This is a genomic window from Vibrio sp. 1CM2L, assembly GCF_023161695.1.
GTDB classification, from domain to species: Bacteria; Pseudomonadota; Gammaproteobacteria; order Enterobacterales; family Vibrionaceae; genus Vibrio; species Vibrio coralliirubri.
On the sequence record NZ_JALNTT010000003.1, the window covers coordinates 221,860 to 246,766 of the forward strand.

Sequence of the window (24,907 nt, forward strand, 5' to 3'; positions counted from 1 at the left end):
GTTATATATACCGAGAGGCGCTTTTTTGTCCTATTACAAAGTACTTAAAATACTGTTATAAAAGCTTCTATCGCATTTTATGATTCAATTACGTAATACATGACGACTAGGACACCCCGATGGAAATATGGAAGTTGCTGCTGTTTATTCCAGCGTGCTTTGCGCTGAACATGACGCCTGGCCCAAACAATCTTTTGTCGATGAATAATGCCCGTTGCTATGGCTTTAAAGCCGCATTTATAGCAGGGTTAGGTAGAATCGTTGCTTTCTCAGGAATGATTGCGTTGGCGGCGTCTGGCTTGGCCGTGGTGCTTTATACTTCTGAGACCTTGTTCTTTCTTATCAAGTTGTTTGGTGCCATGTATTTGCTTTGGATTGCGTTCAACTTATGGCGTTCACAAGCCAGCCCTATCGTAGGCATCGAACGCAATAAAAACTGGTTTGGTCTAGTTAAACAAGAGTTCGCCCTTGCAGCTGGTAATCCCAAAGCGATACTTATCTTTACCGCATTTCTGCCTCAATTCGTTGATGTTTCAGCCAATGTAAACACACAGTTCTTCATTCTAGGTGGCACATTCCTAGTGTTAGAGCTACTCGCCATATCTATCTACGCTGCCTTTGGTTTATACCTCAGAAACTGGTTCTCCAAGCCGCAAATGGCGAAGCGTTTCAACAAAGCGTGCTCAGTTTTTCTTGCTCTATCCGGTGCTAATCTGTTGGTGAGTCGTCAGTAGTTCTCGGAATTTAGAGCAGTTGTTGTGGACAGAGTGAGGACGGTATTCAATGAGCAACAAAGACCTATCTAAAATGGGTTCGGCTAAGGTAACTCTTGTAAATCGTAATGGCGTACCTTGTATTCGAAAGCAAGGTGCGGGTGAGGTTGAGACTTCTTTCTATCAATATGCCGCGCAACATTTATCTGGTGTTCATAGCCCTACATTGTTGGCGGTGGAGGGAGATACTCTCTTCATCGAGCACATTCCTCACTCTTTAACACTAAATGAGCTTCAAACGACTTCAGAGGTGTATCAGCAACTATCTCGTATTCATCAGTCTCAATATTCGCCGAGTTTTGCAGTGAAAGAGCATAGATGGAGTACCTGTGCCACTGAAGCTGCACTAATATCTCTGAACTTACCTCAAGTGACTCAAGACAGTTTACTGCGTATCCAGCAATTGAGTGGTGCTTTGTTCGACCAGAAAACCTTGGTCTCTGGCGATGCGAACGAGGGAAATTGGGGAAGAAGAGATAACGGTCAGCTGGTGTTATTTGATTGGGAGCGTTTTGGTTATGGCTGCCCAGCTATCGATTTGGCACCGCTCGTTTCTCGTATGGGGACTTTGTCTGACTATGAGTTTATTGTTGACCAGTACTTACCTCATAACAATCTGACTTCCCGAGAAGATTTAATAAGGCAATTGATCATCGCTAAAAGCTGGATCGTAATAGAAGTCACGAATATATTAGTCGGTCGTAACAACCCACAAGCTTCCAAGTACATCAACTGGTTTAGAGAGCAATTGCCAACTTGGCTGGCTTCAGTTGAAGGTCACTTGTAGCTGAAGGGCGGTTGTAGTTAATCTATTAAGGTCGATGTATGAATGTTGTTTCTGCGGAAAAACAAGAGCTCGCTAATATTTACCAATTGGAACATGCTTTGTTTGGCGATCACGCCTATCCGTTGTTTTTCTTTCGTCAGGCATTTGATTGCTGGGGGAAGGGCTTGTTGGTGGCGAAACAAGATTCGCAGGTTGCGGGCTATGTGTTAATGACGCCAACCGACAAACAACAAGAGTATTGGGTTTTGTCACTGGCTGTTGATACTGCTTACCGAGGCATGGGGATTGGCCGTTCATTGATGCAGCAGGCGATACGAACCTTGCCCCAAGATTCCAAGCTGTTGCTTACTGTTGATCCAAATAACAACTCGGCTTGTGAGCTGTACTTGTCGATGGGGTTCGTGACCATCAAGGAAGAGAGCAATTATTTCGGAGACGATGAGCCTCGTTTGGTCATGCAGCTCATCGTCTAGCTCCCGTTTCATTTTGTCTATCTAGGTGCAGACATCCAACGCTTAGGTCAACATCACGATACCGTGCATCAACACCACGCTAGAGGTCAGTCGGGTTCGCATATCAAAATAGCCATCGGGGCCTTCACTTTGGTTCTCTTCTCTCATGGACCTTTCCGCTCGCCAAACCGCAATGTAGCCAATGATAAGAATCAGAGTGGTGAGGAACTCTTGCTGCTCACCGAGTAACACCGCTAGCCATGCAGCCAACACAATAACATTGCTGAGAATCAAAGCCTTCTTGCTGGATTGGCTTTCGAAGTTCTCTATCCCATTGCCCCACAAAATGCCCGACAAAAAGCTCAAGATAGCCACGCTGTAGGTGATGAAGAGTGTTTCTCCGCTTAAGCTAAAAACTTGGCTGTCGGTGAGTGATAACAGTAGGCCGAATAAAAAGGGGATTAAACCCATATAACCGAGCTTGGCCATGGTGTTGCGTGTTTGAGTTGTGTCCAAGTAATCTGACCTCATAACTGCTGCTCTATCGCATTTTTGAGGGTACTACTGGTTGGCGATGTAGAACTCGGGAAGGTTGCTATCACTTTGCCTTCTTTGCTGACCAAGAACTTGTAGAAATTCCATTTCGGTTTGATACCGGCTTGTTGTTGGATTTCGGCAAAGACTGGGTTTGCGTCTGGCCCAGAGAGTGAAGCGCGCGCCATCATCGGAAAAGTCACACCATAATCTAGGTAGCAGATTTTAGCGGATTGCTCCTCGCTTCCTCTGTCTTGGCGAAAATCATTACTTGGGAAACCAACAACCGTGAACCCTTCATCTTTATACGTTTGGTGAAGCTGCTCAAGTTGTTCGAACTGTGGCGTGAAACCGCATTGGCTTGCCGTATTCACGATTAATAAAGTCTTGCCTTGAAACTCTTCACACAGCTCAATTTCTTCGTTTGAATTTAACAGCCTTTGTTTGCCGTTGAGTATCTCAGGGCAGCTTGCTGAAAAAACGAATGAACTTGTTAGGCTCGCGATTAGGGCGGTGGAGCACAGCAGTGAATGTTTCATAAGTCTGACTCATTTTAGTTGGCGTAACTGTTATTACTGTTCAGCGACTTAAAATGATCACTTTAAAGACCAGAATCGCTCCAGTATCAGCTGTCGCTTAGCAAATAGGGCTCCACCAAGCGTCTGATGTTTACCTTGGCTCCAAGGCGAGATGCCAGCAGGTACATGCCTCCGATCTTTCGGTGCAGGAACAGCGCATCGGCTGGTGGTGTGTGCCAATACTCTTGTTCCATGCTGAGTATGGTGCCTGCTTCACGAAGCCTTTGTGCTAAACCACTGGCTTTGAAGTCGTAATCTTCATCGACAAGCATGGGTTCACACGCCATAGTCACTAAGTTGAGAATCGCTTGGCGCTGGTCTGGGAGGATGGTCTCGCTAAAAAATCCAATTTGCTCTAGGGCTTTGTTTAACCCCTGCTCATCATGATTGACTACAGATGTGAAAGCCATGCGATAACCATCACTGAAGCGGTCGCTGTATTCACGGGTGGCACCGAAATCCAATAAGCCAATCTGTCGTGTTTGTTCCACATACAAGTAATTGGCGAAGTTGGGGTCGGTTTGCACCATCTTAAAATCGAACAATTCCCTGAACATGAGTTCGAGCAAGCTGTGCATCACAAAATCTCGAGTACTTTGATCATAACCTTCAATTTGCTCTATCGAAATGCCCTCAATGAAGTCCATGGCGAGCACCGATTCTGATGAGATTTGCGTATGAATCTTAGGCACGACGAAGTGAGAGTGCTCTTTTAATGCATTTTGATAACGAGTCGCATAGTCAGCCTCACGAGCGTAGTCGGCTTCATCATGTAGTTGTTTTTTTGCCTCTTCTAGCAAGCCTTTGTAATCGACTGACTTTGGTATCAACCCTACGATATTGAGCAATGTACCAACGTTGTCCACATCACTGTCGATGCTTTTTCGAATGCCAGGGTATTGGACTTTGACGGCGAGTTTGTCTCCCGCATCGCTATAGGCTTGGTGAACCTGGCCTATAGATGCGCTGGCAATAGGTTTAAAGTTGAAGGAAAGGAATTCGGCTTTCCAATGGCTCCCGAGCGCGCTTTCTAACACTTGGTTGAGCTGCTTTGTTGGCAGAGGATCTGCGTCTGAGCGCAGGCGAGAAAGAATGTCGGCTAATTCAGGTTCTAAGACATCGCCTGCATCCATTGATAGCATCTGCCCCAGTTTCATTGCTGCACCGCGCAGGTGTGCAAGTTGATCGGTTAGACGAGCAATGTTTTGTGGCGTTAGCAGTAAGTCTTTTGCTTTAGGCCTGTTGCCTTGTGCTATTTGCTTGGTACCTTCCGTTAGCACATTACCCGCGACCCTTGTTGCCAGCGAGGCAAACTTACTGAATCTAGAAATTCGATGAGTGGGAAGGTTTCTCTCTTTTGCCGACATAAAGGTTCTCACTTAGTTATCAAGACTCACTACAAAGTTCTATAAATCATTACCCAACCGAATGTTTTGTTGTGGTAACTTGTCTCGCGAAACAGTAAACAGAATTTAAAGGACAAAACATGAAGTTTATTTGGTTAAAAGTCGCGGTTACCGTTTTAGTTTTTGCTGCGCTGTTTGGTGTGGTGTATTACAAAGTCGCAAGTGGTATGTCTTAACCAAGTACTATTTTGTGCAGCTGTTACCATTGCAGCGTGACTTTCCAGTTAGCCAGAAAGAGACTTTGTATCGGTTCTTGGCAAACCGAAGATAACACCAGTCGGCCACTGGCTTGAATATCGCCCAACGTAAAGGGGCGTATAGCCAACCTTTTCCTACTAAGCGCCACGCTTGGTAGGTCACGTCTAAACCTAGCAGCAGTTTTCCATTCTCATCCAGTGCATGCAAAATGGTGTTGGCTGCGTCGGCATCAATCTGAGGGTAGTCTGAAAAGGCTTCACTGTAGATATCGATGGTTTGAATCTTATTCTCGGTATCATGCTTGGCAAGTGCCGCCATCTCTTTTGCGCACAATGGACATGTCCCATCGTAGAATATCGTAAGTTGTGTCATCGTCTGTTCACCTATCATTTCACGATCTGAAGCTCCCGTTACCCGTCAATTCAACCGCTTGTTATTCAATAATCTAGCAATGGCTACGTGATTGTACCTTTTAAAGATCACTCTCCTCGTATCAAAGCTCTAAAGATGTCTGACTTAGACACTTTGTTCATCCTTCCAAGTCCTTGATTGTTTGGGCAAATCTCTGGTCTATGGACAAATGATAACAAAGCGTCCAATAAAGGTGTTCCGTCAATATATAAACATCAATCAAATCAATTAGTTGAACTTGGCTTGGAATATGCTCTATCGAACCTACGAATTGCTAAAGGATTTTCTCCAATTTGGGCAAGGCAGAAAACCCTAAAAGCATAAGTATGAACAAATGGAGAGAGAACATGAAGGTTATAAATTATTTACTTAGTGTGCTTTTGTTGTTTAGTAGCCCCCAGTTGGCGTGGGCTACTGTTGATGTGATGGAACTTGATGGTAATGCGACCAGTGATAATAGTGGTATTGATTGGGACGATGTAAATGATCCCAACAGCATGGTTGGGATTGCAGAATTTTTCGAAAAAGACCGTAATGGTATCGACCAAATCTTTTGGAAGGGTGGATCAAAAGATGATTCCGACATTACGGATTGGGCGTTCCGTACGGCGTCACCACAACCAAAAGATGACTTTACCAATGCGTATGCCGCTGCCTTTGAAAGCGAAGGCGATTTGCTAATTTACTTTGGTGCAGACCGATATGCGAACAATGGTGATATGTACATTGGCTTCTGGTTCCTACAAGACCAAGTAGGGTTACCGGATGGACAAACCAAAGGCGACTTTGTTGGGCAACATGTCAATGGAGACATCCTTGTGCTGATTTCATTCCCACAAGCGAGTGGCGGTAATCCGTATATAGAAGTGTTGCAGTGGGATTTAAATAATGGCGATGTCACCGACAACATGACGAGAATTTTCCAAACAGACGGTGATCCTAAATCGAATGATTTTGTGGGAGCTAGATGTGGCAGTGGCGCTGTTGGTGTCGATAAGATATGTGCGATTGCAAATGATGACTCTATCGGGGCAATACCGCTACCTAATGTACAAGGTTGGGACTACCTCGCGAAAACGGGTGAAACAACCTCTATTCCGACAGAGAGCTTTGTTGAAGGACGTCTGAATTTATCTGCGTTGTTGAACGATGAGTTTGGTATCAGCGACATTCCTTGTTTCAGTAGCTTCTTAGTTGAGTCACGAGCTTCTCGTTCGATTGATGCATCTTTGGCTGACTTCGTTGTCGGTTCATTCAGTTTATGCAGCATCAGCATAGCGGCGACTTGTAACACAACCAGCTTTACGGTTGATGGCATGTTTAACATCGATTACACCGTGATGGTAACCAATACTGGTCCAGGTTCGTTAGGCACCAATGGGGATTACGAAGTGGCCTTTTTATCGGAGTCACCAATCTTAGGCGCGCTTCCAGTGGTTGGTAATGGTGATGAAGTGTGGAGTGTCGGTGAGTCATTCTCATTCATGGGTAATTACTTGTCTGTAAATAATGGTGCTGTCGGTGTCATAGATGGTTCGGTGGATCTTGATGGGCTTATCGTGAATGCTCAAGCGCCAGTGGCCTACAATTGTCCACCAATAGACTTGAGCCCGATGGTTGAGATTTCTAAGGTGTGTAATAGCTTCTTAGAGGTTGATGGCGGTCAAGTTGTGCTTAAGAAAACCTATGATGTTGAAATATGTAATACCGGTGATATCCCATTGGCCATTGAATCGCTGGTGGATTCTAAGGATGACTCTTTGAGCCGTTCTGATTTACCTACTGAAGTAGTCAACAGCAGTTATTACCTCGACTTTGCTTTACCTTGTGATGATCTTGAGGATGTGACCACATGTGGTGCTGGCAATATGTGTAGTGCATTAAGTGCCGACCCTGAGCTGTTTGCTTGTAAAACGGGTGAAGGAGAGTGGATACCGAACTTTGGTGATGCGATTGGTCAAGTGTGTACACAAGTAAGTAAAACTTATGCACCAAATGTGTTACCAACCGGAACTGCAGGGATGCTATCTAATCAAGTGACAGCAACGTTTGACTCGCTGTTCTTACAAGAAGCATTTATGGAAACATCGAACATTGCAACCTGTGATGTTTGTCCATTCACTGTTCCTGAGCCATAAGCACTTTCATTAATTGAGTACAACTAAACTTTAAAGCAGCCTAATTCGTTAGGCTGCTTTATTAGTTATTTAGTTAGCTAGTTAGGCGACTTAAATTACTATCTGATGTTTTTTAATCAGCTTGTATAAGGTTGTTCGTGAAATAGACAACGCTTTAGCAGATTGGGAAATATTGTAGTGGTGTTGCTGAATCACTCGACGAACATTTTTTGAAGAAAGTCGTGCGTCACTCTCGGTATCGGGCGAAGCGTCTTTTAATTGAATCCCCATATGACGAGTAGAGAGGGCGCTTGAGTTAGAAAGAACAATCGCTCTTTTTATGCAGTTGAATAATTCTCTGACATTGCCTGGCCAATGGTACTGTTTCATTTGCTCAAGGGTGTCACTAGGCAGTTTGGTTTTGGATGCGTAATTGTGCTTCAGTTCAAATCGAACCAAATCTTCAATGTCTTCTTTGTGATCATTGAGTGGTACTAGGTCTAATGGAAGTACATTGATGCGATGAAAGAGATCCTTTCGAAATTTACCCGCAGCAACGGCTTGTTCGATATTGACGTTGGTGGCGAAAATTACACGGCAATCTACGGGCAATTGGTTATTACTGCCGAGTCGTTCTATCGAACTATTTTCAAGAAAGTGGAGCAGGTAAGTTTGTAGTGAGAGCTCAAGGTCGCCGATCTCATCCAAAAATAGTGTGCCACCATTCGCTTTTTCCACATGTCCGACGTAGCGTTTGTTTGCACCCGTGAACGAGCCTTTTTCAAAGCCAAATAACTCTGAGTGAATCAGGGATTGTGGAATTGCGCCACAATTTACAGCGATGAAAGGTTTTTGACTGCGGGCTGAGGCCTCATGTATTAAACGCGCACATAGGCTTTTTCCAGTTCCGGTTTCCCCTTGAATCAGCACTGGAAAATCGTTGTTAGCGATCTTGGCTATCTTCTTTTTAAGTTGTTGGATGGTTCTGGATTGACCTACCAATTGACATTCATGGCACAAGGCAGGCTTAGGTTTAGTTTGCTTGGTGTCGACCATGCCATACGCATGCCCTAAATTTCGACAAAGCCATTCTGTATCAATAGGTAGGTGGTAATAATCCCAAAAGGTTTGCTTAATGAGCGATAAGTTGCGGCTTGGTGGTTGGTTGCAGATAGCGATTGCTTTTAAACTTGGAGAGTGAACCTTTAACGCTGATATTTGCTCACACTGTTTGTCGATTGAGGATGATGTTAGACAAGAAACGACAATTGGTGCGTAGCTTTCGCTGCGTCTATCAAGTAAGTGAATGGCCTGTTCGGTCGTTTCTGCAACTTGAGCTTCCCAGTTATGGAGACGCAGCTCTCCTACCCACTGACTATGGTGCAGGCATGCGGTGTTGCATAACAGAATCACAGAACGAGTTATAGGCTCAGGTGATACTCTTTTTGATGGCATTGTGCTCACTCTTCATGTTTCGACTCCATGATGAAACCTTCAGTAAGCCCCCTAAATATCCATAAGCTTAGAAGCAAAATTCAATTAATTCGAGCACACAAATCTGATGGCGTTTGGCTGACAAGTGTCATTATCTCAAGCGGGAAAGCTAATCTGGTGCTTTACTTACTGATATTTATGCTTATTAATTAAAGGTATTCACGAATATCGTGTTTTTACTGTTTTGTTTATTGATGATCACACAGTAAACTCCGCGCTAATCACTAACGATAAAGAGCTGATATTGATGATAATTAACGTAGCAAAAAAATTCATTTTGGCAGCTTCTGCGCTGGTGCTAGGTGGTTGTGTTAGCTACAGCGTTACTGAACAAGACATGACGAACTACCTGCAAGATTCGGTGATGTTAGAACAAGAAGTCGGTGTGCAAAACGTTATGTATGCGCAAGTGGCTGTCGATGACTTAGCAGTGCAAATTGGTCGAGCTGATGCCGAGCGTGTGTCTGTTCTGGCGAATACCAATGCAAAGGTTCAAGTGTTTAATTTGCCAAACATGGGGCTAGATTTGGATATTGAATTCAGCGCGATTCCCGAATACGACAAAGAGAGTGGTGAGGTCTACTTAAAGTCTTTGCGTCTTGAACGATTTGAGGAAAAGGGAAAGCAGCTTTCTCCTGAGATAGAGAAGTTACTTAAGCCTGCCGTTTCTATGATAGGTTTTGCTTTGTCCCAGTCACCTGTTTACAAATTGGACAGCAACAAGGTTCAAGAGTCATTGATCAAGTCATCGGAACCTAATCTAATGATTAAAGACAACAAGCTGGTCATCGAGTTATTTGATTAACCCTTCTCGTTTAGCTTGGACTCAGATTTAAAACACAATGGCTGCCGATTTGATGGCCATTTTTGTTTGTGTTGAGTCAGCAAGATTTCTGTTTTGAGGCTGTCTATTAAGCTTGTTTTCACTGGCTCATTTATTGAATTCGCCGCGTATCTCACCTTTACTTTACTCTTGTGAGCAAGTCATCGCTTCAGTCATCAAATCATAAGAAAGAAAAGGTGAGCGAACTATGAAGAATCCAGTAATAGCGGATAACAAACCCGTTAAGGTCGAGCTAACCGAAGGCGAGGAGTATTACTTCTGTACCTGTGGCAAATCGAAAAACCAACCGTTTTGTGATGGTTCTCATGCAGGAACGGGCTTCAAACCAAAGAGTTTCGTGGCCGAGGAAAGCGGCGACGCTTATCTGTGCCGCTGTAAGTATTCGAACAACCTCCCTTTTTGCGATGGCACCCATAAACAGTTTACTGCTGAGCAAGTGGGTCAAGAAGGCCCTGATGTTCATATCCAAGCGGCAACGCCCGATCTCTCACCTGCGGCTTCTGCAACCAAAGAAGAGCCCACGGTTGAGTTCATTCATCAATTGGCACGAGATGGCTTATCCAAAGTGGGTCACCATGGGCCAATGACCTCAATGGGTGTTCCAAGATATCTACTGCCTCACTGGGATGATATTCAAGTGATGGTTGCACAAATGGCGACCAAACCGTTATTGGAACATGTGCCCGTCGGTACTGAGCTTATTATTGGGCCAAAAGCGAAAAAGCCACTCAAGTTGAACATATCCTTATTTGTTTCTGATATGAGTTTTGGGTCTTTGTCTGAAGAAGCGAAAATCTCTTTAGCGACAGGCGCGGAACTTGCGGGAACGGGGATCTGCTCGGGTGAGGGCGGAATGTTACCCGAAGAGCAAGCGGCGAACTCACGTTACTTTTACGAACTAGCCAGCGCACAATTTGGTTACGATGAATCTAAGCTCAAAAATGTCCAGGCCTTTCATTTTAAAGGTGGGCAGGGGGCTAAAACCGGAACAGGTGGTCACCTACCGGGGGCGAAGAACATTGGCAAGATAGCCGAGGTACGCGGTATTGAAGCGGGCACAGCCGCGATTTCCCCACCCACCTTTGTTGATCTAAAAACCGTCGAGGATTTCAAAAATTTTGCCGACCGAGTTCGAGAAGTGACGGGCGGAATCCCAATTGGCTTCAAGCTGAGTGCCAATCATATTGAAGAGGATATTCAGTTCGCACTCGATGCCAGTGCCGATTACATCATCTTGGATGGTCGAGGCGGTGGTACTGGGGCGGCGCCAGAAATGTTCCGTGATCATATTAGTGTGCCGACCATTCCAGCGCTTGCTCGTGCCAGAGCCTATCTAGATAAACAAGGCGTAAGTGACAGAGTCACCTTAATCATTACTGGTGGGCTTCGTGTTCCAATGGACTTCGTAAAAGCGATGGCGCTTGGAGCTGATGGAGTCGCTATCTCAAACAGTGCCATGCAATCTATTGGGTGTGTTGCTGCCAGAATGTGTAACACCAATAATTGCCCGGCGGGTATAGCGACTCAAAAAGCCGATTTACGCCAACGGTTAAATGTCGAGAAGGCATCGAATCAATTGAAGAACTTCTTCGAAGCTTCGACTGAATTGATGCAAGTGATGGCGAGAGCGTGCGGTCATGATCATTTGAATCAGTTTAACCCTCACGATCTGGCAACATGGAATCGCGAAATGGCCGAGCTATCCGGAGTCGCTTACTCTGGTGTCAGTCCATTAAACCAACTTAAGTAAATAGTATTTCGATTAAGCACACTCACTGTATTTTGGGTGTGCTTATTTTTGTCTGAGTAATGCCAATCTATGTTTAACCTTTCGTAATTAACTGCTTTATAGGTATTTTTAAATTATTTCCTATTTTTTGAAAATATCGCTTTACCTCAAGTTAACTTGAGGTTTTATCATCATCCCCAATCTAAAAACACAACTCATCGTCTTATCACTTTAAGAGCTACATGTTTAAAAGCGACATGCGTAAAAACTGAACATTTAGAAGTTAGCTCTAAAGAAACGAAAGAAAGAAGCAATAAGGCGAGAACAATGCATCAAGGGCTAGGACATGGAACAGAATCAATTAACTGAATACTTTTCGAGAATCGGCTTATCTCAACCCAATGACATCACGATCGAAAACCTAACAGCGATCCATAGGCATCAACACCGAACCATTCCGTTCGAGAATTTTGATGTGGTTCAGGGGCTGCCTATTCAACTGTCTCAAGAGGCATTGCATGAAAAGCTGGTGGTTAATCAGCGAGGTGGTTATTGCCAAGAACTTAATGGGTTGTTGCTGAATGTGTTAACTCATATGGGCTTTGAAGCGAGAGCCTTGCTTGGTCGAGTACACCTAGCAGGAGAGCCTACAGGGCGTAGCCATCGAGTGACATTGGTGACGATTGAAGGCAAACAGTGGCTGGTGGATGCGGGCTTTGGCACCTTTACCCCTCGTGCTCCATTGCTGATTGAAACCAATATTGAGCAGTCTAATGACTTACAAACTTTTCGTTTTATCGAAGACGAACGATATGGCTTCTTACTGCAGATAAAGCAGGGTGATGAGTGGATGAACGTCTACAGCCTAGACATGACGTATGTGGGTGCCAACGACCTAGAGTCGAGCAACTTCTTCACTTCAAACAGTCCGAAATCCATTTTTACATCAAACTGTATTGCGGCACTGCCGATCGAAGGTGGGATTGTCACGCTGCTTAACCAGAAAATTAAAATTAGCAAAAATGGCTCAACAGAAGAGTGGTTACTTGAAGACGAGCCAGCGTACCTTGCTGCATTACAAACGTACTTTGGTTTAGCGCCAAATGTGCCTTTTCAAACTTTAGAGAAATGTTTCTAACCAAATTAGGATCAACAATGAAAGTATTAGCGATTGGCGCTACCAACAGTAAAGCATCGATTAACCAACAATTGGCAGCGTACACCGCAAGCTTAGTTGAGGGCGCGCAAGTAGAGGTGCTCGATCTTAATGATTTCGAGATGCCCATTTACAGTGAAGACAGAGAAAAAGAGTCCGGCGTTCATCAACACGCGCAGCGCTTTTTCAGCAAGATTGGCGAAGCAGATGCTGTTGTCATCTCTTTTGCAGAGTACAACGGTTCATACACCGCAGCCTTTAAGAATGTGTTTGATTGGACATCACGAATCGACATGAAAGTGTATCAAGGCAAACCTGTTGTGATGCTCTCCACATCACCAGGCCCAGGCGGCGCAAGCTCTGTGTTGTCGTCTGCGGTAAATTCGGCACCTTACTTCGATGCTGATGTGAAGGGGTCGATGTCGGTGCCAAGTTTCTACGACAACTTTAATGTAGAAACGGGTGAGATCATCAATGCTGAAATGGCCGAGAGCCTGAAATCGATCATGAGTCAGATTTAGCTGCTTTAGTGAGTGAGATAATTACAACATCGGTGCGCAGATAAATAGATAAATAAATAGTTAGATACATAAATGGCCATCAAGCGATGGCCATTTAATTGCGTGATTGTCTATTGTGATAACTCTGCTGCGGTGTCAACGAAGATACCTTGAATGTCTTTCGCTTCACGCTCAGTTTGTCCGCCATGTTTTAGAAACGCACCGATAATTGCTGCGGTTTTTTGCTCTTTTGCGCGCTCTAAGAAGTAACGCAGTTCTAGCTCAGCGCCCGCTTGCTCATCTTTGATTGAGGCTGCGATGATCTCTTTGTACATCACGATATCACGTACTTCTAATTGACTGATCACACCGAGTGTCGCTGCTAAGAAATCCTCTAGCTCAGCCTTCGGTACGAACTGCGTAATGATGTTACGGTCTTCTGCTTGCTGAGCCGTAAAATCGTTGCCAAGCAGCAAAGCTTGCAGCGCTTTGTTTTTGCCCATGCGTCTTGCAAATTGCACTGCGCCTTGGCCACCCGTTGGGATGTTTACATGAATTTCTGGTTGTGCGAACGCCGAGTTTTCAGTGCCATAAGCAAGATCACACGCCATCACAAATTCATTACCGCCCCCACGAGCTACGCCATCAACTACCGCGACAGAGACTTGTTTCATCGCTTTAATGTTCTCAATCATGTGATTGAATTCAATCGAACCGGCTTGTCCACCTTGTGTACCGTTGATCACATTGAGATCTAGGTGAGCCAGAAAGAAGCTCTCATGTAATGATTTAAAGACCACAACCTTAGTCTCACGATCATCTTTCAATGAAAGTACAAAGGCATTGATCTCGTTGATCAAGTCGAAAGTCAGCACGTTCACTGGTGGGTTGTTGATTGATACCGTTGCGATGCCATTTTGATTAGTCACAGATAGTAGTGTCATGGGGTGTTCCTCTATTAGGTCGGGACTGAATGTTGTCTCCGTTATGTGCAGCTACTATAGATTTGTAATAAGATGAGAAAAATAGTCATATTGGCACTTAATTGGTGCTTTAAATGCAACAAAGGGCATTATGGATATATCGAGTCGTTTATTATTGTTACTTGAAGTGGTTGAGCTGGGTTCGTTTGTCAAAGTGGCGGAGCAAAGAAACGTCGACCGTTCCGTTATCTCTAAACAGATCAGCCGTCTTGAAGAAGAGCTGGATGTTCGATTACTCAATCGCACCACTCGTTCGTTATCTCTGACAGCTGCAGGCAATGAGATGGTCAATCAAGCGCATCAGCTTCGTGCACTGTTGAACGATACTCGACGCTTGGCGCAAAATTATCATGCAGAGCCTCGAGGATTATTAAGAATCACCAGCTCTACTATGTTTGGTCGACAATATGTTCAGCAGGCGATTGCGGTTTTCCAGAAGCAGTATCCAGATGTTGAGTTTGAATTGAGACTCGAAGACCGAATCGTCGATATGGTTAAAGAAGGGTTTGATATTGGTTTCCGTATAGGTAAGCCCAAAAACTCTAGCCTAATCAGCCGCAAGATAGCCAGAAGTCGATTGTTGATTGTTGCTTCACCTGAGTTCATTGCTCAGCATGGCGAGATCAACTCCATCGGAAAACTCGAGTCATTACCTGCGACTATCTATGCCGCTCCGGGGTTGTTGATCGATAAGTTTTCTTATGTCGATCAAGAGGGGCAAGCGCAGCATTTCCAGCTTAATGCCGCTTATAAAGTGAATGACGTTGAGATGATTTCCAAGAGTGCGTTAACCGGCAGTACTCTGGCGGTCGTCACGGCGCAGATGATTGAAGATGAAGTGCTCAGTGGAGAGTTGGTGCCTATAATGACTCACTTAAACTTGGATGACTTTGGCACTTTCTATGCGGTGTACCCACATCGAGATGCACCCATAAAAACCAAGCTCTTCATTGATACATTGAAAACCATTGTTGGTGAAGATAAGCCTGTGTGGGAGCAAGGCATTCCCGGGTTTGACAACATGTATGGTAATCAGCGAACAAAATCATAGCTCAGAGAATCAATACGTTAGGTTTCTTTGTTCGGCGTATTTTGTAACCTAGTCCAAACCTAAATTTGAACCAAAACGTCAAGTTAAAGTGAACTCTATTATACTGGTCATTATCAGGATGAAACGGCTATTCAAACAGGAAGTGAAAGATCATGAGAAACATCGTATACCTCAGCATAGGCCAGTTGGCAGAGCGCAGTGGCGTGGCTCCTTCGGCGTTACGTTTTTACGAAACCAAGGGGTTGATTGCTTCGATTCGTACTAACGGAAATCAGCGCCGTTATCAGTCGGCGATGTTGAGACGAATTGCGTTGATCCAAGTCGCGCAGTCGATAGGCTTCACGCTGGAAGAGATCACCGAAGAGTTATCGACACTGCCGATGAACCATACCGCGACTAAGCGAGACTGGGAGCGCGTTGCTAAGAAGTGGCAGGGGCAACTCGACAGCAAAATGGCGCAGATTAAATCGTTACAAGAGAACTTAACAGGCTGTATCGGTTGCGGGTGTTTGAGTATGCAGAAGTGCCAATTGTTGAACCCTGAAGATATTCTGCATGACCAAGGGCAGGGCGCACAACGGATCGTTGAGTAGCCCTGACTTAAGGTTCCTATCTGAGCTCGTCGAATCCAATGCACTCAATCTGATGGTCAGCTAGCCACTGTTTTAGCTCTGGGTTAGTGAGAAGTTGATGCTCATCGACGCGTTTATCACTGTAGCTTGATAGGGACTTGAGCTGTTCACTTGCCACTGATGAAGGGTGGCACATTAACTCAAGCACACCGTAAGGCATCATAGTTTGGTAGCTCAGTAATAAATCTTGCAGGCCATTCAGTGATACGCCTTCGTCAAAGAAACGCATGTCGAAAGCATCTGGCGTTGGCACTCGCAGTGCATCTTGGCCACTTAGGATGTTATCGATTCGTCTAACTGGCAAACCAATGCGATTCACTGTGCGGGTAAACACTACTTTTAGAGGTTTAAACACACCACCAAAGTGATGACTGTCGATATGGTTAATCTTTAAGCCCGCATCGAGGGCGGCTTGATATTGCGCGTTGAGCTCGAGCATCACCTCACCTTCATTCACATCTGATTTATCGAACAGAGTAACGTTGCTCAAGAAGTGGCCGTGCTCGTCGACTAAGCTCGGAACCTGCTCTGGTGGCGTCAGTGGCTTGCCTGCGGTGACCGTAAAGTGCAAGCCAACTTCAGGGATTGAACCTTGATGATAGAGCTCAATCGCGTGCTGTGTACCCGGTTGATTCATCATGATGGTGGTCGACTTAACCAAACCCGCCTTGAAACAGTCGACGATGCCGTGGTTCACGCTTTCAGTGAGGCCGAAATCATCGGCGTTGAGTATCAATTTCATCATGACCTCTTATTAAAAAATTTGGATTCAATATCTTGAACGAGCTTTGCTATCACTGAGCTTATTGGCGGCTAACAAAATGCCACATTAAGCGAGTCGATGAGCGAACGCAGGCATGAAGTCTAAGTTCTCGCGAATGGTTTCTTGCAAAGCCTCGTCGATATGCGAACCACTATCGACGATAGGGTTTAAGATCAGAGCCCGTTTTGCTGTTGCGATGTCACCCGTCATCGCCGCTTTAACGGTCAGAGTTTCAAACTCTTTCATCTGCTGAATCAAGCGCAGCGTATCGCTATCAAAAGGTTCAACGTTCAGTGGCAGGATCGCACTGCTGGTGATTACCGAACTTACTTCTACCGCACAGTCATCGGGTAATCCTTGAATCGCACCATTATTGCGAGTGTTGACGTGCATGATAGAACGTTTGTTGTTGTGAATACTGCTCATCAGCTCACAGGCCGCTTCAGAGTAATAAGCGCCACCACGTTCTTCTAACAATTTAGGCTTGGTATCGAGCATGGGATCTTTATAGATCTCTAACAACTGTTGTTCAACCTTGGCAACTAAGTCTGCGCGATTGGTGCGGTTTTCAGACGCAGCAAACTCTTTGTCTAAGACGTCTCTGGATTGGTAGTAGTAACGTAGGTAAGCACAAGGAACGATGTTCAGAGAACGAATCAGTTCTGCGTCCCACTCAAAAGGAGGGATGTTCTTTGGCATCATTTGATCGTTACCACCAAGGAGTTGTTCGATGAGTTCTGTCAACTTGTCTTCACCTTTATGAAGCACCTTACGAGCCCATACTAGGTGGTTTAATCCTGCGATTTGCATCGTCATATCTTTACGTTCTGCACCAAGCATTTTCGCCGCGCCTAGCTCCATGTTGACGGGAACGTTACATAGACCAACGGTTTTAATAGTTGAGTGCTTAATCAGTGCTTCCGTTACCATGCCTGATGGGTTGGTGAAGTTGAGTAACCACGCATTCGGACACAGTTCTTCCATCTCTTTCGCTATCTCGAGTGCAATCGGAATGGTTCGGCAAGCATTAGAGAAGCCACCCAAGCCGTTGGTCTCTTGACCGATCATGCGATATTTCAGAGCAACCCTCTCGTCACGTAATCTGGCTTCCATTCTTCCTGCGCGAAATTGTGAGCAGACAAAATCCGCATTTTTCAGGGCTGATCTTCGATCCGTGGTTAGGTGAACATTAATCTCACAGCCTGCTTTGTTTATCATTCGCTTGGTGAGCGCCGCGATTATTTCTGCTTTTTCCATGCCTTCTTCAATATCGACCAACCACAGATCAGAAATAGGTAATTCGAGATGGCGCTTGAGCAGTCCTTCAACGAGCTCTGGGGTGTAACTTGAGCCACCACCAATCACGGTTACTTTGAGTTTTTGATTCTGTTGCATGCTGTTCACCATTCAATGTTGTAGATTACTTGTTTTAATTTATATGATGGTTATATATACCGACAAACCAGTTATGACGACTTATGAATTAGTGGGGTTAATGCATGGGGCTGTTCGAAAATCGCCAACAAACGCTGTCACTGCTGCACACCTTTAGTGTTGCGGCTAAACATTTAAGCTTTACGCTTGCCGCCGATGAGCTCTTCTTAACGCAGGGAGGGGTCAGCCATCGCATCAAAAAACTGGAGCAACAACTGAAGTTCAATCTGTTTGTGCGCAAGACAAGAAAGCTCGAACTGACACCAGAAGGTCAGCGCGTGTTATCCATGTTGAACGTCTCGTTTGAGTCTATCTTTTCCGAACTCGTGGATATTCAAACGGGTGAGCTAAGTGGGGAGTTGTACATCGCGACATCGCCTTATTTTGCTTCATCATGGTTAATGCCGCGCTTGCCAGAATTCAGACGCTTGTATCCGAATCTAAGCATCAAACTACAAACTAAACAGAGCCAGTCAGACTTCCAGTTTGAACCTTATGACGTGGCAATTTTCTATAGCGAAGGCCATTACCCAAACCATTACAGTGAGCGATTATTCAGTGGAGTAAGAACCCCTGTGTGCAGCCCTGAATACGCGAAACGCTTCAAACTAGACCAAGGCATTCAACACTTAGACGATGTTCGTTTCATTCACAGTGGCGATATCACTGCCTGGCAACGTTGGCTGTATGAAGCTCAAAGTGATACCAACTGCGCACTTCAGTGTGACTATTACAGCGATAACCGCTTGGCGATGGATGCGGCGATATTATCGATGGGGCTGGCACTAGGGCGGTTAGAGTTTATGACGCCGCAGATTGAACAAGGCTTGTTGGTCGCGCCTCTTGTGAGCATTGAGTCGGGCAAAGGGTATGATTTAGTGTGTCCGAAAGGCATGGAGCAGCGAACTAAGTTTCAGGTGTTTGCTCAATGGGTTAAGCAACAGTTGTGACCGAATAGCATGCCTAGACAAACACGAATTATAGGTCTAGTTTAGGTGGTTCTTTCAATAAAAGAAGAGGTTAGTTATGTTCAGCCATGTTTTTCTCGGTACCGAAGATATTGAACGCGCGAAGGCTTTTTATGACCCAATCATGAAAGTGCTTGGTTATAGCGAAGGTTCTGTTGATCCCAAAGGGCGCTGTGTTTACGTTAGCCAAACGGGCGTGTTGGGCTTAACAAAGCCGATTGATGGTCAGCCTGCGACTCACGGCAACGGCATGACGGTGGGTTTTCTTGCGTCTTCTCCTGAAGTTGTAGATGAGTGGCATCGGGTTGGCGTCGAAAATGGCGGTATCAGCATTGAAAACGGTCCCGGAGCGAGAGGTTCTGATGAGCGTCGCTTGTACATGGCTTATTTGCGAGACCCTGATGGAAACAAGATCTGTGCAACTCACTTTATGCCATAGTTCGCTTTATGTCATAGTATACGTTATGCCACAGTTCGCCTTATGTCATCGTTCATTTTATGCCACAGTGGCGTATACTAAGATCATATTGATGATTCGGAGTTGGCGAAGTTGCGGCTCTGAACTTGTTAGCTTCCTGAAGACTCAAAATTTTGCAAAGGATCAGCTAGATGACATCGAACGAACTGTTTTATGAAAGCTTTGAGCGCTGCCGGATTGACCAAGAATTTCTCGAAACGTTTTTGGCGGATTTTTGCGAGCATAATCCAAGGTTTTCAGAACGTTTTGAAAAGATAGGGTTAGAGCAACAAACCAAGATGCTTAAAGCCTCGATCATTCTTATCTATAACTCTGCTGGTCTACCGAGCGTACGAAACTCGGTGAAAAAGCTTGGGAAGCGACATAAAGATTTAGGAATGGATATCTCTGAGCAAGAGCTCAACGAGTGGTTCAATTCGTTACTCAATACAGTTAAAAAATACGATCCTCACTATGATGAAAGCGTTGAACAAGCTTGGACAGAAACGCTCGAAGCTGGCTTAACTATCATGAAGAAAGAGTGCGTAGTCTGAACCAAAATGTGGAACAAAGTAAGCCTCGTCTAACGAGAGGCTTACTCATTTTTCTACTCAATTAAAAGGTAAAGCCTGCTTGGATACTTAGTACCGACTCAGTGGTATACCAACCAGTACTTCCTCCGAACTCATACCAATCAAATCCAGCTCGAGTCACAAACTTGGAGTGGCCGAAAACTGGTTTTAGTGACTTATATTCTGCGCCGATACCGTAAGTTAAGCCAAGATCACCATGCGACCCTTTGCGGACTTCATTATTATCGCTAGATAGGAACACCAATTTGGTATCTGAGTGTGCGTAAAAAGCGCCCGCCTTACCATAAACAGCGAAGTTTTCGCTGAAGCTGTGCTTATACATAGGTGTTAATGAAAGCATTAAAGAATCGAACTCTTGCTCTGTTTTAAGATCCTTTTCATCAGTGCTAATAACAAGCAACGTTGATTCAACATACCAGTTGCTTTGCATGACTTGGCTACCAAGTGTGAATTGGCCACCGACATCGCCATCATCCATCCCGAAACCACCCAATGCGTACATTTCATTTGATGCAAAAGCTGAAGTTGATGCGATGCCGGTAACTGAGGCAATCGTAAGAGCCGTTAAGATTAATTTTTTCATTGTTTTCACTCTGGTTTGTAAATTTCGGGAGAGGATTCTAGCGATATTTTCAAAATAAAAAACACTGTTCGAATGGGGCGGGAACGATTAAATGAAGATTAAATATCTCAAGATATAAACCTGTATTTCCATGATCTAAAATTACAATTTTTTAGATAGGTTAAATGAACGATGTTCAGGTGTTACTTGATGATTTTATGGGTTTTCTTTGAGGAAGGGCGGTGTATGTTTCACGAAGAAAAACCTCTGGCGACGAGGTTATCGCCAGAGATCAGAATCATTTGAGGATTACGTTTTAATAGACATTAAATCCAAGTAATCAACGTTGGGTTGGCCTAGCTTCTAACACGTTACGATAATTGGATTAAAAGTGAGCAGCCCAACCAATCAGGAACCCTTGCGATGCGGTATCGTATTCAAAGGTACCCTTGTTTTCGTAATCAACCCAAGTGGACTTGTAGGCAACATTTAAGTCAGACCAACTGTTTATCTGGTATCGCACGCCAGTTAAGAGGGATGAGGTAAAGTTTGTGTCACTACCAAGCCCTGCATCAATGGTTGCGTGAAACTTCCAATCCTTATTGAGCTGCGTTATCCATCTCACACCTATTTGGTAATCAACCCAATCTTCATCGAGTGATCGGTCTGCACTTAGATTGCCACCTGAACCGTAAAGCTTGGCATCAATGTCGTTATCCCACCAACGAAGCCCAAACAGATAATCAATCGTGCCAAAATCGTATTGGTAGCGCTTAAACCCCTTCACATCTAAAACACCTTGTCGGATATCAAGGTTGCCCCTCAATACCTCTAGGTTGCTACCTAACACTGAGTTTGTTTTTCCGCTTAACTTCATGAAGCTGTAATCAATGTAATAGCCCCACTGATTGTCATAGATACCCTCTAAACGCACCATTGCGGTCATATCAAGATGATCCATGATGAATGCAGGATCAACATCGACATCTGCTGACAAGCCACCAATGGTACTGTCTCCGCGGATATTGAGTGCAAGCGCGTAAATTTCGAAGCTATGTTGCCACTTTTTTGTGTCCGCTTGTTCACTTGCTTCCTGAGCATTTACGGTTGAACTGGCAGCCAATGCTGATGCGAGTAGGTAACGCCATTTAGCCATATTGATATCCTTATCTTCGATGTGAAATAGCACGAATGTGAATGTGTGTTTTAACTATCCATTTTTCACATATGCAACTTGTATATTGCTGATTGTAGACTATGTTTTTTGAAAAGAGCCAAATTAAAAGAGTAAGGATATGAATCCACAAAGCATTTTTTTGTTCGTCGCTGTTTTGGGTTTAACACCGATTGCGTTGTCGTACGGTTATGCCCCCGTTGTCTCCCTTGATTATCTTTTCGGAATTGATGCTAGCCCTATCAATGTCACTCATATCTTTCGTGCTGTGATGGGGTTGTACTTAGCGTTGGCTCTGTTTTGGATAGCAGGGGCATTACTAAAGAAATACCGACTGCCAGCACTCTACAGTTTGGTGGTCTTCATGTTGGGTTTGGCTGCCGGTCGAGTCATTAGCTTGTTGATAGATGGCATGCCTCACTGGCTACTTGTCGTCTATCTACTATTGGAGCTTGGCTTTGGTTTGGTAGGAATAAAAATGGTTCACAAAGAGCAATCTGAAACAGTATAAGGACATTCTATGAAAAGGATTTTCCACCTTGTTGTGATGAGTGTGTTGAGTAGCTTTTCGCTATCGGCATGGTCAGCACAAGAGCAACCGAATATTTTTGTTATCTTCACGGATGATATTGGGATCTCAAACCTGAGTGCTTATCACAATGGTGTGATGAGTAGTGAAACACCAAACATCGATAGTATTGCTGAAAAGGGCATGCTTCTGACTGATTATTACGCTCAACCTTCTTGTACGGCGGGTCGTTCTGCATTCTTAACGGGTCAACTTCCTGTACGAACAGGCATGCACTCAGTCGGGTTGCCAGGTGGCCCAGTTGGTTTAACTGCTGACACACCAACGCTTCCTGAAATCCTTAAAACCATGGGTTATGTTACGGGTCAGTTTGGTAAGAACCACCTTGGTGACCGAGATGAATTCCTACCGACAATGCACGGTTTTGATGAGTATTGGGGTTGGTTGTATCACTTGAATGCAATGGAATACACCGAAGATCCAGATTGGCCAAAAGATGGCTCTTTGGATGCCTTTGCACCTCGTAATGTTATTTACGCAAGATCAGACGGTAAAGGTGGTCAAACGATCGAAGACGATGGTGCATTGTCGATCGAGCGTATGCGTACACTCGACGATGAAGTAAATAAACACGCAATCAACTTCATCGAAAGGGCGGTGGAAGCGGAAAAGCCCTTCTTCACTTGGTACTGTCCATCACGCGGTCACGTTTGGACGCACCTGTCACCTGAATACGAAGCGATGCTTGGCCAAAATGGTTGGGGACTTCAAGAAGTGGTCATGAAAGATCTTGATGATCACGTCGGTGAGATGATGGCGAAGATGGAAGAACTCGGTATTGCCGACAACACCATAATCATTTTCACTGCCGATAACGGCCCTGAGATCATGACTTGGCCTGATGGCGGTATGACACCTTACCACGGTGAGAAAGGGACAACTTGGGAAGGTGGCGTAAGAGCTCCTGCACTGGTTAGCTGGCCGGGTAAAATCCCTGCGGGTACTGTAGGCAATGGCATCTTTGATGGTATGGACTGGTTACCCACTCTGGTCGCTGCGGCTGGTGGTCCAACGGATCTAAAAGAAAAACTGCTGAAAGGTCACGATGGCTTTAAAGCGCACCTTGATGGCTACAACCAAGTGGATATGCTGACTGAGAAAGGCGAATCAAACCGTAAAGAGATCTACTACTACGAACGAGATCAGCTGCAAGCGGTTCGTGTTGGTGATTGGAAGGCGCACTTCATCGTGCAAAATCACGGTTGGAGTGGTCCTAAAGAAGCGTTAAATGCACCATTACTGTTTAACTTACGTCGTGACCCATACGAGAGAGCGGCGGAAGAGTCGGGCATGTACTTGAAGTGGATGGGGCAAAAAATGTGGGCATTTGGTCCTGCACAAGCTGCAGTCCAACAACATCTAGCAACCTTCCAAGAGTGGCCTCCAGTGACGCCTGATTCTCCGGCAGAGAAGACCGGTGGTGTAGGTAACTAGTTAAATATCATAAAAAATCCCGCTCACACTGAGCGGGATTTTTATTTGAATGCGTCTTAACGTTGGTTCTATTTTAGTGTCGTGTTTCGTTCAATAAACTTCACTGGCACCATCAGCTTAACCAAGCTTGTGTCTTGCTCTTGAATCTGGCTAACGACAATTTTCACTGATTCACGCGCAAGGCGTCTGAAATCTTGCTTGAAGGTAGTGAGTTGGTAGTTCAACCATTGAGTCTGCGGGATATCATCAAAACCAATCACTTGAAGATCTTCTGGAATACGCAGGTTGAACTCTAAGCGCGCTACATCCATTACCGCCATCGCAAGGTTATCTGTCGCACAGAAAATCGCTTGAGGATGTGTGGGTTCTGAAAACAGAGTCCGAATGGTATCTAGAGCATCAAGGTAGTCATAGTCAGCTTCAATAACACGAGCCTGTTTGCCAGTTAAGTCTTCAAATTCTGTGCAGAAACCCACTTGGCGCTCGCCGTTGGTGTAGGTTGGTACGTTACCTGTCAGGTAAACCGCTGACTTTGTTCCTACGCTATGTAAATGCTGAGCGGCGACTTGGCCAGCGGCGTAATTGTCGCTCACCACATGGCTACTTTTCGTCCCTTCAACAACACGTGCGAACTGAACGATAGGGATGTCGAACTCTTCACACTCTTCATAAAGCGACTTATTAAAGGTCGCGGAAGCAGCAATTACGCCATCAACTCGGTATTGGAAGATATTAGGAATCGAGTGGTTGTCGTTTCCATCAACTTGCCAAGGAATCAATACCGCAGAGTAACCCTGCTTTTGTAGCTCAGTAGAGATAAGCTGCAGAGTTTTCATGTGGATAGGGTAGTCGGCATCTGGGAAAACTAAGCCAATCAATTTGGACTCATTTGTCGTCAGACTGCGGGCAAAGGCATTGGGACGATAATTCAACGATTTTGCTGCATCGAACACTTTCTGCTTGGTCTTTTCAGACACTGAACTGCCCGGGACAAATACACGAGATACAGTTGATTGAGAAACGCCAGCAAGTTTAGCGACATCTTTAGAGGTGACGGTTGGCTTTGACGCCGTGGAGTGTTTTGGAGAGCTCATAGACCATACTTTTGAACCAAATTGATTGTGCATAGAGTAACATAATTAGGTACGTACTCAAAAATACAATATGCCATGATAGGATGAAAAATAAGGGTTAATAGAGAGTGTTGAATATTATTCTGGGTATGACCCAAAAAAGCTCTGCGTTAAGAGCAGAGCTTTGTTTAAAGAATTTATGAATCGACTAACTG

The 24,907-nt window shown here is 44.8% G+C and carries 26 protein-coding genes; 15 read left to right on the top strand and 11 right to left on the bottom strand.

The window, feature by feature from the left end; genetic code table 11:
- Nucleotides 1-119: 119 nt before the first annotated feature.
- From MSG34_RS11055 to MSG34_RS11065, 3 genes are read left to right on the top strand one after another with little or no spacing between them, the layout of a single operon-like run.
- On the top strand, nucleotides 120-734 hold the full coding sequence (locus MSG34_RS11055; RefSeq protein WP_248337395.1) for a LysE family translocator: 615 nt from the start codon (nucleotides 120-122) through the stop codon (nucleotides 732-734).
- A 49-nt stretch (nucleotides 735-783) separates the two neighbouring features.
- Nucleotides 784-1,560 (top strand): phosphotransferase, encoded by a 777-nt coding sequence (locus tag MSG34_RS11060; protein WP_248337397.1) that lies wholly within the window; start codon nucleotides 784-786, stop codon nucleotides 1,558-1,560.
- Nucleotides 1,561-1,598: 38 nt separating this feature from the next.
- Nucleotides 1,599-2,033, top strand: a complete 435-nt coding sequence (locus tag MSG34_RS11065) for an N-acetyltransferase (RefSeq protein ID WP_248337399.1) — start codon at nucleotides 1,599-1,601, stop codon at nucleotides 2,031-2,033.
- A 42-nt stretch (nucleotides 2,034-2,075) separates the two neighbouring features.
- Here the strand turns inward: MSG34_RS11065 and MSG34_RS11070 are convergent, their stop codons facing one another.
- From MSG34_RS11070 to MSG34_RS11085, 4 genes are all read right to left on the bottom strand, one after another.
- Nucleotides 2,076-2,543 (bottom strand): DUF3429 domain-containing protein, encoded by a 468-nt coding sequence (locus tag MSG34_RS11070; protein WP_248337400.1) that lies wholly within the window; start codon nucleotides 2,541-2,543, stop codon nucleotides 2,076-2,078.
- Nucleotides 2,540-3,085, bottom strand: coding sequence for a glutathione peroxidase (locus MSG34_RS11075; RefSeq protein ID WP_050650313.1), 546 nt, complete (start codon nucleotides 3,083-3,085; stop codon nucleotides 2,540-2,542). Before MSG34_RS11075 ends, MSG34_RS11070 begins: the two co-directional genes overlap by 4 nt.
- A gap of 86 nt (nucleotides 3,086-3,171) precedes the next feature.
- On the bottom strand, nucleotides 3,172-4,491 hold the full coding sequence (locus MSG34_RS11080; RefSeq protein ID WP_248337402.1) for an AarF/ABC1/UbiB kinase family protein: 1,320 nt from the start codon (nucleotides 4,489-4,491) through the stop codon (nucleotides 3,172-3,174).
- Between the two features lie 222 nt (nucleotides 4,492-4,713).
- Entirely contained in the window at nucleotides 4,714-5,100 is a 387-nt protein-coding gene (locus MSG34_RS11085) for a DUF393 domain-containing protein (RefSeq protein WP_248337404.1), read from the bottom strand.
- Between the two features lie 386 nt (nucleotides 5,101-5,486).
- Here MSG34_RS11085 and MSG34_RS11090 point away from each other — a divergent pair, with 386 nt between their 5' ends.
- The gene (locus MSG34_RS11090; RefSeq protein ID WP_052879801.1) at nucleotides 5,487-7,277 is read left to right on the top strand and encodes a hypothetical protein; all 1,791 of its coding nucleotides are present in this window, start codon (nucleotides 5,487-5,489) and stop codon (nucleotides 7,275-7,277) included.
- A 90-nt stretch (nucleotides 7,278-7,367) separates the two neighbouring features.
- On the opposite strand, the gene MSG34_RS11095 is transcribed toward MSG34_RS11090, so the two are convergent.
- A complete protein-coding gene (locus tag MSG34_RS11095) occupies nucleotides 7,368-8,711 on the bottom strand; it encodes a sigma-54 dependent transcriptional regulator (RefSeq protein WP_248337406.1) in 1,344 nt (447 codons plus the stop codon).
- Nucleotides 8,712-8,997: 286 nt separating this feature from the next.
- On the opposite strand from MSG34_RS11095, the gene MSG34_RS11100 reads away from it, so the two are divergent.
- The 4 genes from MSG34_RS11100 (at nucleotide 8,998) to MSG34_RS11115 (ending at nucleotide 13,000) form a co-directional block, all read left to right on the top strand.
- Nucleotides 8,998-9,555 carry a DUF1439 domain-containing protein gene (locus MSG34_RS11100; RefSeq protein ID WP_248337408.1) on the top strand — a complete coding sequence of 186 codons (558 nt, stop codon included), beginning with the start codon at nucleotides 8,998-9,000 and terminating at the stop codon, nucleotides 9,553-9,555.
- A gap of 226 nt (nucleotides 9,556-9,781) precedes the next feature.
- Nucleotides 9,782-11,344: a glutamate synthase-related protein gene (locus MSG34_RS11105; protein WP_248337410.1), complete on the top strand. Its 1,563-nt coding sequence runs from the start codon at nucleotides 9,782-9,784 to the stop codon at nucleotides 11,342-11,344.
- Nucleotides 11,345-11,669: 325 nt separating this feature from the next.
- Nucleotides 11,670-12,461, top strand: coding sequence for an arylamine N-acetyltransferase (locus MSG34_RS11110; protein ID WP_052879805.1), 792 nt, complete (start codon nucleotides 11,670-11,672; stop codon nucleotides 12,459-12,461).
- 17 nt (nucleotides 12,462-12,478) lie between these two features.
- Nucleotides 12,479-13,000 carry an NAD(P)H-dependent oxidoreductase gene (locus MSG34_RS11115; RefSeq protein ID WP_017071824.1) on the top strand — a complete coding sequence of 174 codons (522 nt, stop codon included), beginning with the start codon at nucleotides 12,479-12,481 and terminating at the stop codon, nucleotides 12,998-13,000.
- 110 nt (nucleotides 13,001-13,110) lie between these two features.
- On the opposite strand, the gene MSG34_RS11120 is transcribed toward MSG34_RS11115, so the two are convergent.
- Nucleotides 13,111-13,923 carry an enoyl-CoA hydratase/isomerase family protein gene (locus MSG34_RS11120; RefSeq protein WP_081228861.1) on the bottom strand — a complete coding sequence of 271 codons (813 nt, stop codon included), beginning with the start codon at nucleotides 13,921-13,923 and terminating at the stop codon, nucleotides 13,111-13,113.
- A 130-nt stretch (nucleotides 13,924-14,053) separates the two neighbouring features.
- Here MSG34_RS11120 and MSG34_RS11125 point away from each other — a divergent pair, with 130 nt between their 5' ends.
- Both MSG34_RS11125 and soxR read left to right on the top strand, forming a co-directional pair.
- The gene (locus tag MSG34_RS11125) at nucleotides 14,054-15,013 is read left to right on the top strand and encodes a LysR family transcriptional regulator (RefSeq protein ID WP_248337412.1); all 960 of its coding nucleotides are present in this window, start codon (nucleotides 14,054-14,056) and stop codon (nucleotides 15,011-15,013) included.
- Between the two features lie 152 nt (nucleotides 15,014-15,165).
- Nucleotides 15,166-15,606: a redox-sensitive transcriptional activator SoxR gene (gene soxR, locus MSG34_RS11130; protein ID WP_146491775.1), complete on the top strand. Its 441-nt coding sequence runs from the start codon at nucleotides 15,166-15,168 to the stop codon at nucleotides 15,604-15,606.
- Nucleotides 15,607-15,622: 16 nt separating this feature from the next.
- Here the strand turns inward: soxR and MSG34_RS11135 are convergent, their stop codons facing one another.
- Both MSG34_RS11135 and MSG34_RS11140 read right to left on the bottom strand, forming a co-directional pair.
- On the bottom strand, nucleotides 15,623-16,387 hold the full coding sequence (locus tag MSG34_RS11135; protein WP_248338160.1) for a carbohydrate deacetylase: 765 nt from the start codon (nucleotides 16,385-16,387) through the stop codon (nucleotides 15,623-15,625).
- 87 nt (nucleotides 16,388-16,474) lie between these two features.
- Nucleotides 16,475-17,803 carry a 6-phospho-beta-glucosidase gene (locus MSG34_RS11140; RefSeq protein ID WP_050622083.1) on the bottom strand — a complete coding sequence of 443 codons (1,329 nt, stop codon included), beginning with the start codon at nucleotides 17,801-17,803 and terminating at the stop codon, nucleotides 16,475-16,477.
- Between the two features lie 104 nt (nucleotides 17,804-17,907).
- On the opposite strand from MSG34_RS11140, the gene MSG34_RS11145 reads away from it, so the two are divergent.
- The 3 genes from MSG34_RS11145 to MSG34_RS11155 all read left to right on the top strand — a co-directional run bounded on the left by MSG34_RS11145 (nucleotide 17,908) and on the right by MSG34_RS11155 (nucleotide 19,821).
- Nucleotides 17,908-18,792, top strand: coding sequence for a LysR substrate-binding domain-containing protein (locus MSG34_RS11145; RefSeq protein WP_248337414.1), 885 nt, complete (start codon nucleotides 17,908-17,910; stop codon nucleotides 18,790-18,792).
- Nucleotides 18,793-18,868: 76 nt separating this feature from the next.
- Nucleotides 18,869-19,249 (top strand): VOC family protein, encoded by a 381-nt coding sequence (locus MSG34_RS11150; RefSeq protein WP_050634750.1) that lies wholly within the window; start codon nucleotides 18,869-18,871, stop codon nucleotides 19,247-19,249.
- Nucleotides 19,250-19,419: 170 nt separating this feature from the next.
- Nucleotides 19,420-19,821, top strand: a complete 402-nt coding sequence (locus MSG34_RS11155; RefSeq protein ID WP_248337416.1) for a globin — start codon at nucleotides 19,420-19,422, stop codon at nucleotides 19,819-19,821.
- Between the two features lie 61 nt (nucleotides 19,822-19,882).
- On the opposite strand, the gene MSG34_RS11160 is transcribed toward MSG34_RS11155, so the two are convergent.
- Nucleotides 19,883-20,443: a hypothetical protein gene (locus tag MSG34_RS11160; protein WP_248337418.1), complete on the bottom strand. Its 561-nt coding sequence runs from the start codon at nucleotides 20,441-20,443 to the stop codon at nucleotides 19,883-19,885.
- A gap of 364 nt (nucleotides 20,444-20,807) precedes the next feature.
- Nucleotides 20,808-21,578 (bottom strand): DUF481 domain-containing protein, encoded by a 771-nt coding sequence (locus tag MSG34_RS11165; RefSeq protein ID WP_248337420.1) that lies wholly within the window; start codon nucleotides 21,576-21,578, stop codon nucleotides 20,808-20,810.
- A gap of 139 nt (nucleotides 21,579-21,717) precedes the next feature.
- Here MSG34_RS11165 and MSG34_RS11170 point away from each other — a divergent pair, with 139 nt between their 5' ends.
- Together MSG34_RS11170 and MSG34_RS11175 are read left to right on the top strand one after the other, a co-directional pair.
- Nucleotides 21,718-22,107, top strand: coding sequence for a DUF4345 domain-containing protein (locus tag MSG34_RS11170; protein WP_248337422.1), 390 nt, complete (start codon nucleotides 21,718-21,720; stop codon nucleotides 22,105-22,107).
- A gap of 9 nt (nucleotides 22,108-22,116) precedes the next feature.
- On the top strand, nucleotides 22,117-23,619 hold the full coding sequence (locus MSG34_RS11175; protein ID WP_248337424.1) for an arylsulfatase: 1,503 nt from the start codon (nucleotides 22,117-22,119) through the stop codon (nucleotides 23,617-23,619).
- Nucleotides 23,620-23,687: 68 nt separating this feature from the next.
- Here the strand turns inward: MSG34_RS11175 and MSG34_RS11180 are convergent, their stop codons facing one another.
- Complete coding sequence (locus MSG34_RS11180; RefSeq protein ID WP_248337425.1) at nucleotides 23,688-24,713, bottom strand: LacI family DNA-binding transcriptional regulator; 1,026 nt, start codon at nucleotides 24,711-24,713, stop codon at nucleotides 23,688-23,690.
- Nucleotides 24,714-24,907: the final 194 nt, after the last annotated feature.

Coding starts and splice junctions, on each gene's coding strand:
- MSG34_RS11055 (WP_248337395.1), top strand. CDS start 120: ATGGAAATATGGAAGTTGCTGCTGTTTATTCCAGCGTGCTTTGCGCTG.
- MSG34_RS11060 (WP_248337397.1), top strand. CDS start 784: ATGAGCAACAAAGACCTATCTAAAATGGGTTCGGCTAAGGTAACTCTT.
- MSG34_RS11065 (WP_248337399.1), top strand. CDS start 1,599: ATGAATGTTGTTTCTGCGGAAAAACAAGAGCTCGCTAATATTTACCAA.
- MSG34_RS11070 (WP_248337400.1), bottom strand. CDS start 2,543: ATGAGGTCAGATTACTTGGACACAACTCAAACACGCAACACCATGGCC.
- MSG34_RS11075 (WP_050650313.1), bottom strand. CDS start 3,085: ATGAAACATTCACTGCTGTGCTCCACCGCCCTAATCGCGAGCCTAACA.
- MSG34_RS11080 (WP_248337402.1), bottom strand. CDS start 4,491: ATGTCGGCAAAAGAGAGAAACCTTCCCACTCATCGAATTTCTAGATTC.
- MSG34_RS11085 (WP_248337404.1), bottom strand. CDS start 5,100: ATGACACAACTTACGATATTCTACGATGGGACATGTCCATTGTGCGCA.
- MSG34_RS11090 (WP_052879801.1), top strand. CDS start 5,487: ATGAAGGTTATAAATTATTTACTTAGTGTGCTTTTGTTGTTTAGTAGC.
- MSG34_RS11095 (WP_248337406.1), bottom strand. CDS start 8,711: ATGCCATCAAAAAGAGTATCACCTGAGCCTATAACTCGTTCTGTGATT.
- MSG34_RS11100 (WP_248337408.1), top strand. CDS start 8,998: ATGATAATTAACGTAGCAAAAAAATTCATTTTGGCAGCTTCTGCGCTG.
- MSG34_RS11105 (WP_248337410.1), top strand. CDS start 9,782: ATGAAGAATCCAGTAATAGCGGATAACAAACCCGTTAAGGTCGAGCTA.
- MSG34_RS11110 (WP_052879805.1), top strand. CDS start 11,670: ATGGAACAGAATCAATTAACTGAATACTTTTCGAGAATCGGCTTATCT.
- MSG34_RS11115 (WP_017071824.1), top strand. CDS start 12,479: ATGAAAGTATTAGCGATTGGCGCTACCAACAGTAAAGCATCGATTAAC.
- MSG34_RS11120 (WP_081228861.1), bottom strand. CDS start 13,923: ATGACACTACTATCTGTGACTAATCAAAATGGCATCGCAACGGTATCA.
- MSG34_RS11125 (WP_248337412.1), top strand. CDS start 14,054: ATGGATATATCGAGTCGTTTATTATTGTTACTTGAAGTGGTTGAGCTG.
- soxR (WP_146491775.1), top strand. CDS start 15,166: ATGAGAAACATCGTATACCTCAGCATAGGCCAGTTGGCAGAGCGCAGT.
- MSG34_RS11135 (WP_248338160.1), bottom strand. CDS start 16,387: ATGAAATTGATACTCAACGCCGATGATTTCGGCCTCACTGAAAGCGTG.
- MSG34_RS11140 (WP_050622083.1), bottom strand. CDS start 17,803: ATGCAACAGAATCAAAAACTCAAAGTAACCGTGATTGGTGGTGGCTCA.
- MSG34_RS11145 (WP_248337414.1), top strand. CDS start 17,908: ATGGGGCTGTTCGAAAATCGCCAACAAACGCTGTCACTGCTGCACACC.
- MSG34_RS11150 (WP_050634750.1), top strand. CDS start 18,869: ATGTTCAGCCATGTTTTTCTCGGTACCGAAGATATTGAACGCGCGAAG.
- MSG34_RS11155 (WP_248337416.1), top strand. CDS start 19,420: ATGACATCGAACGAACTGTTTTATGAAAGCTTTGAGCGCTGCCGGATT.
- MSG34_RS11160 (WP_248337418.1), bottom strand. CDS start 20,443: ATGAAAAAATTAATCTTAACGGCTCTTACGATTGCCTCAGTTACCGGC.
- MSG34_RS11165 (WP_248337420.1), bottom strand. CDS start 21,578: ATGGCTAAATGGCGTTACCTACTCGCATCAGCATTGGCTGCCAGTTCA.
- MSG34_RS11170 (WP_248337422.1), top strand. CDS start 21,718: ATGAATCCACAAAGCATTTTTTTGTTCGTCGCTGTTTTGGGTTTAACA.
- MSG34_RS11175 (WP_248337424.1), top strand. CDS start 22,117: ATGAAAAGGATTTTCCACCTTGTTGTGATGAGTGTGTTGAGTAGCTTT.
- MSG34_RS11180 (WP_248337425.1), bottom strand. CDS start 24,713: ATGAGCTCTCCAAAACACTCCACGGCGTCAAAGCCAACCGTCACCTCT.